The organism is Frateuria defendens, from assembly GCF_001182895.1.
GTDB lineage: Bacteria > Pseudomonadota > Gammaproteobacteria > Xanthomonadales > Rhodanobacteraceae > Frateuria_B > Frateuria_B defendens.
On record NZ_LFQR01000039.1, the window covers coordinates 1 to 13,262 of the forward strand.

Here is a 13,262-nt window from a genome sequence, read left to right on the forward strand (position 1 = left end):
GTGTGCGCACTCTTGAAGCGTTCGCTGCGCGAACGCCGAAGGTGTGAGCTTTTCGCTTCCTGCTCTTGGGATCCCTATGCGGCGGTGAGGCTCGGACGAGAAGGCTTTGCAAGGGGGAGTCGGCTGGACTGCCCCGGGATGACGCCTCGTGCGAGCATGTCGTGTCGCTGGAGTACGGCGGGAGGCGCAACGCAATGAGCTGGCAGGACATCCGCATCGAAACCCCGCGCCTGCTGCTGCGCCCGCCGCGGCGCGAGGACTTCGACGCCTGGGCCGCCAACCTGGCCGACGCCGGGGCGGCGCGCTTCATCGGCGGGCAGCAGCCGCGCGCGGCGGCGTGGCGGAGCTTTCTCACCATGGTTGGCGCGTGGGAGGTGCAGGGCTTTGCCATGTTCTCGGTGATCGAGAAGGCCAGCGGGCGCTGGGTCGGCCGGCTCGGGCCGTGGCAGCCGGAAGGCTGGCCCGGCACCGAGGTGGGCTGGGGGCTGGCGCGCGAGGCCTGGGGCAAGGGCTATGCGCTGGAAGGTGCCAGCGCGGCGATCGACTGGGCCTTCGATCACCTGGGCTGGAGCGAGGTGATCCACTCCATCCACCCCGACAACGCGCCCTCGCAGGCGCTGGCGCGCCGGCTCGGCGCCACGCTGCGCGGGCCGGTGCGGATGCCGGCGCCGTACGAGCACGAGCCGAGCGAGATGTGGGCGCAGACGCGCGAGCAATGGCGGGCGCGGCGGCGTGAACGGGTCGCCTGAGCACCGCGCCATGCTGCGCACGGCGCTGATGGCGCTGGCGCCCGAGCTGGACGCCTTCTGCCGCGACCCGTGGTACGTGATCGGCAGCGCCGCCGCGGCACTGCACGGCGCGCCGCTGGCGCCGGCGGACATCGACCTGCTCACCAGCCGGCGCGATGCCGAGGCCGCCATGCAGCACTGGGCGGACCGCCGCGAGGAGGCCTATGCGCCCGCCGACGGCCACCGCTTCCGCTCGCGGTTCGCGCGCTTCCGCTTCGAGCCGCTGCCGGTGGAAGTGATGGGTGATCTCGAGGTGCACGGCGAGGCGGGCTGGCGGCCGCTGCGGATCGCAGCGTGGGTGGACCTGGGCGAGGACGGCCAGTGCCTGCGCGTGCCGACGCGCGAGGCGCTGCGGTGCATCCTGCATGCGTTCGGCCGTCCGAAGGACCTGGAGCGCGCCGTGCTGCTCGCGGGCCTGCCAGAAGGTGCGTGAGCGAGGGGAAGTTGCGGAACGTCGCGCCGTTCTTTCGCGCGAAGCGGCGGCGCCTCGCACGTAGTTTCGAAATCGCCGGCGCGCGTGCACAGTGCGGGCGATCCGGCGGCGGTCCGGCTTGCATGCCTGCCTCGCGGGGGTAGGCTGTGGAGCGGGTTCCGCTACATGGAGATACCGTCATGGCCATCGATCGCCGCCGCTTCACCTTCATGTTGGGTGGGCTGATGCTGGCAGGGCAGGTGCCCCTCGACGCCCGCGCCGCCGCAGGCCGGCCCACGCCGCAGCCGCTCCATTTCAAGCCCGACGGCGGGTTTCCCAACTCGCGCTTTCCGGCCTTGCTCTACCGCGGTGTGATGCCGGCAGGCACCGCCGATCCGGCGGCGGCCTTCGAGGCCCTGTTCACCCGCCACCAGTGGCCGCCGCAGTGGCGCTACGGCATGTACCCCTTCGACCATTTCCACTCCACCGCGCACGAGGCGCTGGGCATCGTCAGCGGCCACGCGCGGGTGCGCCTGGGCGGGCCGGATGGGCGCGAGTTCGACGTGCAGGCGGGCGACGCGCTGGTGCTGCCGGCCGGCACCGGCCACTGCAACCGGGGTTCCAGCGAGGATTTCCTGATGGTCGGCGCCTACCCGACCGGCCAGCAGTGGGATCTCCTGCGCGGCGACCCGGCGGAACTCACCGCCGCCGAACAGCGCATCGCCAAGGTGCCGATGCCCGCCGACGATCCGGTGGGCGGCAGCCTGCTGGCGCTGTGGAAGGTCTAGACGCCCGGTTCACGCCCCTGTCCGGCTCCCTCTCCTGCTTGCAGGGTCGAGGCAAGGCTTCACCCCCTCCCGGCCTCCCTCTGCAGGCAGGGGGAGGGGATTCGGCACGAGGCGCGTTGCGTGCGCGGGCAAACACGGCAGTCCGTCTGCGCGGCCGGCTTCACGATGGATTGTCGACGAGTGCCTCGTGTTCCTGGGCGGTGCCCTGGTCGTCGAGCAGGCCGAAGCGGACGGTGAGCGGCCCGGCGGCGGCCGGTGGAAAGGCCGGCAGCCTGTAGGTGTGCTCGCCAAACGGGGGCGCCATCATGTCCGGCTGCTGTGCCGCGGCATGCGCCTGTTTGCCGGCGAGCACGGACAGGGTGGTGAAGGAGGCGTGGTAGGGCGTCGGGTTGTGGCAGATGAGATAGACGAGGTCGCCTTCGCGCCGCAGCGTAAAGCGCAGCTTCGCCGCCACCTCCGCGGTCGTCATCGGCGGAAGCTGGCGGGGGCGGTAGAAGATCTTCAGCTGGGTGTCCATCGCCAGCACGACCCGCGGCGTGCCGGCGTCGTGGGCGCGCGTGGGCGGCATTTCGTAGAGGTTGAGCCAGAACACCGATTCGCGGTCGCGCGGCAGCGGGTCCTCGTTGTAGAGGACCCGCAGGCCCTGCAGTGCCTTCGGTTGCAGGCGGAACACCGCGGGCAGCGCGACGAAGGGTGCTTGCGCGGTGTCCGGGTTGCCCGAGCCGTCGTCCACCCAGGTCTGCACCAGCACCGGGTAGTCGTTGGTGTTGGCGATCATCAGGGTGTGCTCGCCGTCGCCCTCGCGATAGACCAGCCGCGTGCTGCCGGCCAGGATGCCGGCGTCCGCCGCCGCGGGCAGCAGCAGGGCGAGGCCGAGCAGCCACGGCGCCAGCGCAGCGGCGGCGAGGCGGAGCAGCCGGCGGTCCGTCATTGGAGCTTCACGATAATGGAGGCCGTGGCGTACACCTTGCCCGGCGTCGGCGTGAGGCCGGGCAACCTGGTCAGGGTGGCGGTGATCGTCCGGCTGTAGTCCAGGTAACCTGCGGCCTGACTGCTGCCGGCGCTGGCACCTTCCAGCACGGGGTACCAGCCTCCAGCGTTGCCGGTGCCGGCGGCAAGCGGCCAGCCGAGCAGGCGCATGCTGTCCGTGCTGTCGTTGCTGAGCTTGATACCGACACCCGTCGCCACCGAGGCATCGATGCCATAGCTGTCGGAGACCAGGTAGTCCACGCCGTTGCTGGCGTTGACGAGGCCGAGCTTCTTCGCGCTGTTGTAGGCGCCCGGCGATGCCTGGATGCCCAGGGATGTATCGCCCCAGCCGATGCCGGATCTGACCCCGCTGTCGTCGCATTCCAGCTGGATGGTGAAATTAGCCTGGCGGGTTCCGCCCTGGTTGAGTTCCGACGTGGAGATGACGGGGAAGTAGACCACCGGTGTCACGTTACGCACCACGCAGGTATTGTTATGGACTAGATAGGTCGCGTTGCGCATGCCGTAGGCGACGCCGTTGCCGGCTCCCCAGAACACGAACTGCCTGGCGGAATCGTCCCCGACGTTGTCATGCGTAATGCCAGGCCCCACCAGCTGCACATAGGCGGTGGGTTCGAGGCACCCGTAGTTTCCCTGTGCGATGAGGCTGCCGTTCGTACAGCCGCACCAGCAACCTGGGGCTCCGCTTTCGGGGGGCAGCCAGCTGATCCGGTATAGCTCGCCGACCAGGGGCGGAATATGTTTGGCCTTGATCTCGATGAGATCACCGACCACGTCGTAGCCGTTGAGCGGCACCTTGTTGTACCAGCGGGTCACTTCCACGCCAGCCATGGTTTGCCTGATGCCCACGTAGCGGAACTGGGTGGCGAAGATGTAACGGTTGTCGTCTTGATCGTACCAATAGCCACCGACACGGTCGTCGCCATTGGTGGCGACCAGGAGATAGAGGGCATCCGCGTCGCTTTTCAGGCAGCGCCAGATCACGGTTTCATCGCTCCAGCCGGTAAAGCCGGAGGCGCTGGCTGTTGCCGTGGCAAGCAGGGTGTGGACGGGTTGCAGATAGGCGCTGGCGAGGTTGACGTTGCCGAACTTGAGCTGGGCGGAACTGCCGTTCGGGATGACGCCGTTCGTGACAACCCAGCAATTGGCTCGCGCGGCCTGCGGCCATGCCATGGCGCCGCAGAGCAGGACGAGCAGCGAAAGAAGCAGGCGGGAGGGGCGCATGATCGACCTCGACGGGAAGCTATTGGGGGGTGCCGCGGCGCTCGTCGCGCTGGCCGTTCGTGGCGGGGCGCCCCGCGGTGCTGCCCGATGACCACGTGCCGGGCAGGGCGTGCGAATCGTTCGACGTGTGCAGCAGGGCCTGCGTGCCGCAGGTCTCGTGCAGGGTGACGAGCGGCCGGTCGGGGTTCTCGCCGGTGAGGTCGTAGGAGAGCGTGCAGCGCTGGTCGGTGTCCTCGCCCCAGCGCAGCTCGAGCAGGCCGCGGGGCTTTTCGCTGCGCGCATAGACTTGTCCTCCCTGACCGACCAGGCCGACGATCTCGCCCGCCTCGTTATACACCTCGGCGCCCACCGGAATGGCCTGGCCGCTCGCCAGCCGGGTGCGGATCAGCATGGCCTGGCCCTTGCGGGTGTGGAACGTCACCTTGACGATGGCGCCCGCGTCGGGGGCCACGCGCTTCTCGTTCTCCAGCAACTCGGTGGTGCTCTTGATGCCGGTGGGGTTCAGGGCCACCACGTTGTAGCGGTAGGGCGTCAGCACCGGCACCACGGCATAGCCATGGCGGTCGATCCGGGTGCCCAGGCCGTTGAGCACCTGTGCGCCCTCGGCGCCCTTGGCCTCGACCAGGGCGAAGGTGTCGCCGGCGTAGGGGCCCAGCGTCACGCCGCCGCCATGGACGACCAGTGCGCCCTGGGCGTTGGCCGAGGCCTGCCAGTAGTGGCTGCCGCGCGACGCGCTGACGCCCACGGCCGTGTTGCTGAAGCGCTTCTGCAGGCTGCCGTTCCAGGCGCTGGTGTGCGTGCCGGTGTCGTGGGTGGCGCCCACGCTGTAGCTCAAGGTCTGCTCCGCGCCCGCGTTGCCGGAAACCGCGGCCTGGTAGGTCGCGCTGCCGCTGCTGCTGTGGGAGTAGGCGGCGTTGAGCACGGGCGGCGGGGTGGCGCGGCTGGTCGAGCCGAGCGGGATGGAGAGCGACAGCATGGCCGTGGTGTCGACGGCGCGTGCCGGGCGCTGGCCCGGCCTCGCGCCCGGCGGGGCATAGCCGTCGAACGGGCTGCCGTAGGAGCCGTGCGTGCCGTAGCGGTTGTCCGCATACATGCGCGCCACCGAGAAGCTCAGGCTGATGGAGTGCCTGAGCAGGGTGGAGTAGCCCAGCTGCACCTGGGTGTCGCGGTCGCGCCCGCCGCGGTAGTCCTGGATGGAGCCGGACAGGTAGAGCGAGCTGGACGCGCCCAGGGGCTGGCTTACCACCGCCTCCATGCGGGAGCGCTGCCGGTAGGTGCTGGAGGTCCACGCCTGGCCGTGCCTGGCGGCGCTGCGCACGCCCAGCACGTCGGCCAGGTCGCGGTAGCCCGCCGTGGAGTAGCGGTAGCCGGCGAGTGCCACGGTCGTGTTGGTGGCCTGGTAGGTGCGGCTGTAGGAGAGGTGCGCCATCCAGCCGTCCTGGTAGCCGGCCTTGGGCAGGCGGGCGCGGGAGTAGGTCGCGTCCAGGCCGAAGGCGCCGAACGGGCTGCTGTAGGTGCCGCCGAACACCACCGCCTGGTAGCCGTTGGCCACGCGCGCGCCGGCGTTGACGGTCACGGTGTTGGTCAGGCCGCGCTGGTAGGTGAAGTCGCTGAAGGCGGCGGGCTTGCCGATCTGCCGGGTCTTGCCCACGACGAAGTCGTAGCGGGACTGGCCCGGGCGCATCGACTCGGGCACGGCGGAGAAGGGCACGGTGAAGCGGTTGACGGTGCCGTCCGCCTCGTCCACCACGACCTCCAGGTCGCCGCTGAAGCTAGTGGGATAGAGGTCGTTGATCTCGAACGGCCCCGGCGCGACGGTGGTCTGGTAGATCTCGTTGCCGCCCTGGCGGACGGACACCCGCGCATTGGTGCGCGCCACGCCGCGCACCACCGGGGCGTAGCCGCGTTGCGAATCGGGCAGCATGCGCTGGTCCGTGGCGAGCTGCACGCCGGTGTAGCCGAGCCCGGAGAGGAAGCGCCCGGAGGTGAAGTTCTGCCCCACCGTCACCGCGCTGCCGATGGAGGGCAGTGAGCGCTGCGCATAGGTGCGCGTGTTGGTCCAGCTGACGCCCGACTTGCGCTGGTAGGTGAGGTTGGACTGCTGGCGCAGGCGCCACGCCCCCACGTTCAGCCCGCCGTTCAACGACACGTAGGCCGAGTTCTGCGTATCCATGCCGCCGCCGCGCTGCACGGCGTGATGGAAATTGCCCATGTAGTTGAGGAAGCCCACCGTGCTGCCCCGGTCCAGCTCGGAGGGGGCGACGTAGCCGCGGGGCACGTTCTTCATCAGCGCCTGCGGGATGCTGAGGTCCAGGCGCAGGTGCGGCAGGTCGAAACGGCTGCTGCCGCCCTTGATCGACTGTTCGACGAAGACGCAGTCGACCTGCTGGCCGTCCTGCGCGGCCTCGGCCGGCGCCGCGATGGCGCCGGGGGCCACCCCGGCCGCTTCCAGCCGCGCCCGCGACAGGCAGGGGGCGACGTTGCCGTTCGCCATCGCCACGAACGGCACCTGCAGGTGTTCGACGAACTGGTTGTTGACGAACAGGTCGACCTTGTACGTGGCCGGGGCGACCGCCTTGGCGCGGTTGAGGTTCGACAGCGCCGTCTGGCTCAGCGCGGCATTGCCGCGGAAGAGGTTGGCGTCGAATACGTAATCGTCGCTGCCGGCTCCCTCGGCGCTGGCGTTCCCATCGGCTGCATGCGCGACCCGCGCGCCGCCCGTGGCGAGCACCAGGGGCAGAATGAAGGCGCAAGGCGTCAGCGAGAACTTGTATTTTGAAGCGGCGCGCGGCGCGTCATTGCAGCGAATACTCATGGGTTATGTCCCCGCCATAATCGTTCACAAGCACTAACTTCAGGATGTCTCCGGATGAATGGGGGGCTACCCCTGGAGGAATGCTCCATGCGACATGCGATAGCGGAGGGATAATTGCCGCATCGCCCAGGGAAAGGTTTTTTCCGGTCGCTGCCCATTGCGCACTGCGTACGACGGCGTAATAAGGCGTGGGATTATCGACTTGCACGGAGGCACCACCCGGGCCCGCGTGCAGCTTTGGCACCAGCTGTCTGGGAACATCGCCCGGCGGCGATCCGGCCAGCCCCGCGGGGCGGTAGAACAGCTTGATCCGGTTGCGGATCATCAGCACCAGCTTGTTGGTGCCCTCGTCTTTGATCTTGACGGCGGGGAACTGGCTGAAATTGAGGTAGAACAGCGACTCGCGGTCCTGCGGCAGGTCGCCGCCGGCGAAGATCAGGCGCACCATCTGCCCGTTGCGCGGCTCCATCCGGAAAATCTGCGGCGTGACCACGAAGGGCGCGTCGGCCTTCTCGATGGTGGAATCCGGATTGCCCTTGTCCACCCACACCTGCATCAGGTTGGGGCGGTCGTCGTTGTTGGTCAGCTGGATGGTCTTTTCCGGCGCCTTGGCGGTGTAGATCACCCGGGTGCCGGTCATCACGACGCTGGCCGGCGCGGCGGACGCGAAGAGGAGCAGCAGGCCCATGCCGACGGGCCACGACAGGTTGCGAATGGACATGAGACTGCCTCCGCGCGCAGCCCGACGGCTGCGCGCAACTGAAAAACGACTGGGACGTGGAAGCCGGGGCTTACAGGTAGCTCAGCGTGTATTCGGCGACGGCCTGCACGCTGCCCGCGCCGGCATCGCCGTTCTCGGAGACGTACTGCACGCCGAACTGGTAGCTGGCGCTGGTCTGGTCGGCGGGAAGCTCCAGGCCGGCCACGGCGGTCAGGCCGTTCAGGACCACCGCCCTGCCGCCGCTCGCCTTGTCGGTGAGCTGGATGGCGACGTTCGTCGCGGTGCCGGTATTGCCGAGGTTGCCCTTGGTGGTGACGTTGTGGCCGAGGAACTTGGTGCTGATCTTCTGCGCGGCGTCCTTGGGCGCCTTGCAGCCGTCCACCTGTACGGTGAACGGGGTCAGGCCCGCGGTGGCGCCGGCATCCTTCAGGGACGCGGACGAAACGGTGGGCAGCATGACCACGCCGCTGGTATTGCCGTTGACGACGACATTGCAGGTCTGGTCGGTGACTTCGCCCTGGAAGGTAACCGTGGACATGGCCGAGGCCGCGGACGGCGCCGCCAGCATGGCAAACGGAATCGCCAGGGCGGGGATATTCTTTACGATCGAGGCTTTCATGGTTTTCATTCAATCCTGTTCAAAGATTTTCTAGGCATCGGCCGGTTTCGATCTTGAATGGCTGGCCATGGAATGAATGTGCCGCCAATATCGATTGGTCGATATATCCGGAAGGGTTGGTGCCCCTTCTTGGAGTAAATTTTCCAAGGTATTTACAAGTGGCGAAACTGGATTTTTCCAAAAGCTGGCCGGGCGGCACGGCTGGAAAATTCCAGGTGCCGACGCGGCCTGTCTGTGCCAGGCGTCTGCGGCATGACGCCGGCGCGGCGGCGGGCTCCCCCGGCGGACGCCTTCGCCGCCACGCCGCCGCATTCATGGCGCAGCGTCGCCGCTCCACGCGCCGTGCCGGCGCAACCGCAGTGCAGCTTGATTGCGGGCGGGAGTTGGCGCAGCGTGCGCGCCACGCTTTTTCCTTCCCGCCTGCGAGTCGCCATGTCCGCCACGCCGCCCGTGATCGCCGCCCGCCACAAGGGCTTCAACCGCGCCGAGATCGTCGACCGCAACTTCACCGAGTTCGTCGAGCGCTGGCAGGGCGAGGCGGGCCCCGTGCCGCGCGAGGGCGAGCCGGTGCTGCCGGGCAGCGGGCTCGACGCGCGGGGCTTTCGCGAGCTGCTGGAATCCCAGCTGATCTCGCGCCAGCTCGACCTGATGGCGCGCGTACTGCGGGTGGAGAACAAGGTCTTCTACACCATCGGCTCCTCCGGCCACGAGGGCAACGCGATGGTGGCGCGGCTCACGCGGCACACCGATCCGGCCTTCCTGCACTACCGCTCCGGCGCCTTCATGGGCGAGCGCTTCAGGAAGCTGCCGGGCATGGACCCGGTGATGGATTCGGCGCTGTCCTTCGCCGCCAGCCGTGAGGACCCCGCCTCCGGCGGCCGCCACAAGGTGTGGGGCTCCAGGCCGCTGTGGGTGCTGCCGCAGACCTCCACCATCGCCTCGCACCTGCCCAAGGCGCTGGGCACGGCCATCGCCATCGAGCAGGCGCGGCGCATCGGCCACCCGTTGCCGGTGCCGGCGGACAGCATCGTGGTGTGCTCCTTCGGCGATGCGTCGAGCAACCACGCCACCGCGCAGGCCGCCTTCAACGCGGCGGCGTGGACGGCCTACCAGAAGCTGCCCGCGCCGGTGCTGTTCGTGTGCGAGGACAACGGCATCGGCATCTCGGTGAAGACCCCGGAGGGCTGGGTGGCCAACAACTTCCGCCATCGCCCCGACCTCGACTATTTCTTCGCCGACGGCCTCGACCTCGCCGGCGGCTACGCCCCGGTGCAGCGCGCGGTGGAGCACTGCCGCGCCACGCGGCGGCCGACCTTCCTGCACCTCAAGACCACGCGCGTGATGGGTCACGCCGGCACCGACTTCGAGATCGAGTGGCGCAGCATCGAGGAACTGGTGGCGGTGGAGGCCGCCGACCCGCTGCTGCGCTCGGCGGCGATCGCGCTGGAGTCGGGCCTGTACACCAAGGCCGCGCTGCTCGACCTTTACGAGGCCACCCGCGCCCGCTGCTTCGCGGCGGCGGCGGAGGCCGGCCGCCGGCCCCGGCTCACCACGCTGGAGGAGGTGATGGCGCCGCTCGCGCCGTACTCGCCCGCGGCGGTGAAGGCGGAGGCGACGCGGGCGGACTACGCCGCGCGCCGCCTCGCCGCGTTCGGCGGCGAGGACAGGCTGCCGGAGAAGCAGCCGCCGCGGCACCTGGCGATCCAGATCAACCAGGCCCTGCACGACGTGCTGGCGAAGTACCCCGAGTCGCTGCTGTTCGGCGAGGACGTGGCGCAGAAGGGCGGTGTGTACACGGTGACCCGCGGCCTGCACAAGGCCTTCCGCGGCAGCCGCGTGTTCAACACGCTGCTGGACGAGACGACCATCCTGGGCCTGGCGCAGGGCTACGCCAACATGGGGCTGCTGCCGATCCCGGAGATCCAGTACCTGGCGTATTTCCACAATGCCTGCGACCAGATCCGCGGCGAGGCGGCCTCGCTGCAGTTCTTCTCCAACGGCCAGTACCGCAACCCGCTGGTGATGCGCATCGCGGCGCTGGGCTACCAGCGCGGCTTCGGCGGGCACTTCCACAACGACAATTCGATCGCCGCGCTGCGCGACATCCCCGGCCTCGTGGTTGGCTGCCCCTCGCGCGGCGACGACGCGGTGGCCATGCTGCGCACGCTGATGGCGCTGGCGAAGGTGGACGGGCGCGTGTGCGCCTTCCTCGAACCCATCGCCCTGTACATGACCAAGGATCTCCACGAGCCCGGCGACGGCGCCTGGCAGTTCCCCTATCCGCCGCCGGAGCAGGCGATGGAGCCGGGCGAGGGCCGCGTGTACGCGCCCGCGGCCGGGGACCTGGTGGTGTTCACCTTCGGCAACGGCGTGCCGATGGCGCTGCGCGCCGCGCGCACGCTGGAGGCGGAGCTGGGCTGGCAGGTGCGCGTGGTGGACCTGCGCTGGCTGGCGCCGCTCAACGATGCCTTCATCGCCGGGCAGGCCCGCACGGCCCGGCGCATCCTGGTGCTGGACGAGGGCCGCCGCAGCGCCGGCGTGGGCGAGGGCGTGATCACCGCCATCGTCGAGGCGGGCCTCGGCGCCACGCCGCTCGCCCGCGTGGCCGGTGCCGACACCTACACGCCGCTGGCCGGTGCGGCCTTCCTGGTGCTGCCGGGCGAGGCGGAGGTGGTGGTGGCGGCACGCGGGCTGGCGTGATGTGACGTCCTCAAGACTGCGCCAGCGTGCCCTTCAGAGGGTGTGCGATATGTCCGTTGTCCGCGGCACCGTGCGCAGGGCTGCGTGGCCGAGTTCGTCGTGGCCGCGCACGCGGTTGCGGCCGCCGAGCTTGGCCTGGTACATGGCCTGGTCGGCGCGCTCGATCAGCAGTTCCAGCGTGTCGCCCGGGCCGTGCATGGCGAGGCCGATGCTGACGCTGAGCATCAGGCCGCCCTCGCCCACCGGCAGCTCCAGGCGGTGCACGCGGCGGCACAGGCGGGTGGCCACGGCCATCGCCTGGTCGCGGTCCGCGCCGTCGAGCAGGGCCACGAATTCCTCGCCGCCGTAGCGGCCGAGCAGGTCGCTGGGGCGCAGCTCGTCGCCGAGCGCGGTGGCCACGTCGATCAGCGCGCGGTCGCCGGCCGCGTGGCCGAGGCAGTCGTTGAGCGTCTTGAAGCGGTCGAGGTCGAGGAACAGCAGGGCCAGCGGCCGCGCCTGGGCATGCGCCAGCGCGCCGCGCGCCGCCTCGCTCCAGGCGCGGCGGTTGAGCACGTTGGTGAGCGCGTCGCGGTCGGCCAGCGCGCGCACCACGTCGCGGTCGCGGCGGATGGTGAGCGCGCGGTCGGCCAGGCCCAGCGACAGCACGATGGCCTCGAACGCGCCGGCGGCGATGCTGGCGTCGTTGAGCCAGGCCAGGCCGGGCAGGGCGCCGTCGACCTGGGCACTGGTCATGGCGGTGAGCACCAGCAGCGGCGTCCAGCCGGCCAGGAAGAACCAGGCCGGCCGCGCGCCGCGCAGCGCCGCGGCGAGGCCGGCGGTGAGCAGCAGCAGCGCGCCCAGCAGCAGCAGCGGGTTGACCAGGGTCTGCGCCACTTCTTCCAGCAAGGGGACGCGGCTGCTGTGCAGCAGCACCACCAGTGGCATGCCCACGCCGAGCGCCAGCACCGGCAGGCGCAGCAGCGGCGCGTAGCGCGCCAGCTCGCAGAAGCGCGTCACGAAAAGTGCCGCGAAGGCCACCGACAGCGCTACCGCCGAGTCGCCCAGCAGCAGGGCCGAGCCCACCAGCCAGTCCAGCCCCAGCGGGTGGAACAGGAAGCCGGTCTGCACGCACTGCACCAGCATGTAGCAGAGCACGTAGCCGGCGTACCAGGCGAAGGTGACGTCGCGCAGCATCAGCGCGAAGCACAGCGCCATCAGTGACATCGTTGCCATCACCGCGAAGCAGCCGGTGACGAGCAGCAGCCAGTGCGTGTCCTCGCGCTGGAAGGCCTCGGTGCGCTGCAGGCGGAAGCTCACCGGCGCGGCGATGGTCGTGTGTGGCTCGAAGCGCAGCAGCAGCGGCTCGGCGGCCGTGACGTGCGGCGGCAGCAGGAAGGCCAGCCGGCCGTGGCCGTGCGGCGCGTCGGCGAAATCCTCCAGCGACGTCGCGCGCACGGGGCCCAGGCGGTCATACAGCGTGACGGTGCCGAGCGGGGCGGGATAGATCGACAGCACGCGCGCCTCGGCGACGTGCGGCGGCTGCGGCGCCAGCACCACCCAACTGCCCAGGCCGTCGGTGGGGAGGCGCTGCAGCAGCGCCGGGTCGAAGGGTTTCAGGTCGCCGTCGCGAAAGGCCTGCAGGACGCGGGCGGGGCCATCGCCCGGCACGGCGGCCCGCCAGGCGCCGGCGAGCGGCGTGGGCGCGTCGGGCCACGCCGCGCTGCACAGCAGCGCCAGCACCAGGCCGATGGCCAGCCATCGGCAGCGGCGCGCCAGCTGCGGTGCGACGATCCCTTTCATCCTTCCTGCCCCCTGCTGCATGGCCGCGTGGCCTCGGTCCCGGAGTGCGTGGCCGTCGTTCCTCGACCCTGGCGGCCCGCGTGCCAACGCGGGCCGGTGGCGGGCATTGTGGCGCAGAACGCCGGCCGCGGGTGGCCCATGGTGGTGTGGGGCGGTGGTGGGCCAGGGGCTGGGGCTGCGGGGCGCTGTCGAAGAACGCTTCGGCATCCATGCCGACTCCCCCTTCGGGACCTGATCGTCCAAGCCTCACCGCCGCATAGGGGAGCCAAGAGCTAAAGAGCGAAAAGCAACAAGCCACCACTCACTCGCACCTTCGGCACTCGCGCAGCGAGCGCTTAAGAGTGCGCACAAGGATGTGCGCTGCTCTTCCGGGGCCCCTGGGGCGCGCCCTCGGGGTGCCCTTCTCTTGGTTACTTTCTCTTGGGC

General features: G+C 70.0%; 10 protein-coding genes. 4 read left to right on the top strand and 6 right to left on the bottom strand.

What is annotated here, in order from left to right:
• Window positions 1-194 precede the first annotated feature (194 nt).
• From ACH65_RS06105 to ACH65_RS06115, 3 genes are all read left to right on the top strand, one after another.
• Complete coding sequence (locus tag ACH65_RS06105; RefSeq protein ID WP_049621700.1) at window positions 195-749, top strand: GNAT family N-acetyltransferase; 555 nt, start codon at window positions 195-197, stop codon at window positions 747-749.
• A complete protein-coding gene (locus ACH65_RS06110; RefSeq protein WP_237561456.1) occupies window positions 733-1,221 on the top strand; it encodes a hypothetical protein in 489 nt (162 codons plus the stop codon). The genes ACH65_RS06105 and ACH65_RS06110 overlap by 17 nt, the downstream gene beginning before the upstream one ends.
• 179 nt (window positions 1,222-1,400) lie before the next feature.
• Window positions 1,401-1,988, top strand: a complete 588-nt coding sequence (locus ACH65_RS06115; RefSeq protein WP_049621702.1) for a cupin domain-containing protein — start codon at window positions 1,401-1,403, stop codon at window positions 1,986-1,988.
• A 160-nt stretch (window positions 1,989-2,148) separates the two neighbouring features.
• Here the strand turns inward: ACH65_RS06115 and ACH65_RS06120 are convergent, their stop codons facing one another.
• From ACH65_RS06120 to ACH65_RS06140, 5 genes are all read right to left on the bottom strand, one after another.
• Window positions 2,149-2,919: a fimbrial biogenesis chaperone gene (locus ACH65_RS06120; RefSeq protein WP_053096181.1), complete on the bottom strand. Its 771-nt coding sequence runs from the start codon at window positions 2,917-2,919 to the stop codon at window positions 2,149-2,151.
• Window positions 2,916-4,202, bottom strand: a complete 1,287-nt coding sequence (locus tag ACH65_RS06125) for a fimbrial protein (protein WP_049621703.1) — start codon at window positions 4,200-4,202, stop codon at window positions 2,916-2,918. Before ACH65_RS06125 ends, ACH65_RS06120 begins: the two co-directional genes overlap by 4 nt.
• Window positions 4,203-4,221: 19 nt before the next feature.
• Window positions 4,222-7,017: a fimbria/pilus outer membrane usher protein gene (locus ACH65_RS06130; protein ID WP_082190168.1), complete on the bottom strand. Its 2,796-nt coding sequence runs from the start codon at window positions 7,015-7,017 to the stop codon at window positions 4,222-4,224.
• The gene (locus ACH65_RS06135) at window positions 6,998-7,738 is read right to left on the bottom strand and encodes a fimbrial biogenesis chaperone (protein ID WP_049621704.1); all 741 of its coding nucleotides are present in this window, start codon (window positions 7,736-7,738) and stop codon (window positions 6,998-7,000) included. Before ACH65_RS06135 ends, ACH65_RS06130 begins: the two co-directional genes overlap by 20 nt.
• Window positions 7,739-7,808: 70 nt before the next feature.
• Window positions 7,809-8,357, bottom strand: a complete 549-nt coding sequence (locus tag ACH65_RS06140; protein ID WP_049621705.1) for a fimbrial protein — start codon at window positions 8,355-8,357, stop codon at window positions 7,809-7,811.
• A 432-nt stretch (window positions 8,358-8,789) separates the two neighbouring features.
• Here ACH65_RS06140 and ACH65_RS06145 point away from each other — a divergent pair, with 432 nt between their 5' ends.
• Window positions 8,790-11,057 carry a thiamine pyrophosphate-dependent enzyme gene (locus ACH65_RS06145; protein ID WP_049621706.1) on the top strand — a complete coding sequence of 756 codons (2,268 nt, stop codon included), beginning with the start codon at window positions 8,790-8,792 and terminating at the stop codon, window positions 11,055-11,057.
• Between the two features lie 33 nt (window positions 11,058-11,090).
• Here ACH65_RS06145 and ACH65_RS06150 read toward each other — a convergent pair whose 3' ends face one another.
• Entirely contained in the window at window positions 11,091-12,836 is a 1,746-nt protein-coding gene (locus ACH65_RS06150) for a GGDEF domain-containing protein (RefSeq protein ID WP_064504825.1), read from the bottom strand.
• Between the last annotated feature and the right edge of the window lie 426 nt (window positions 12,837-13,262).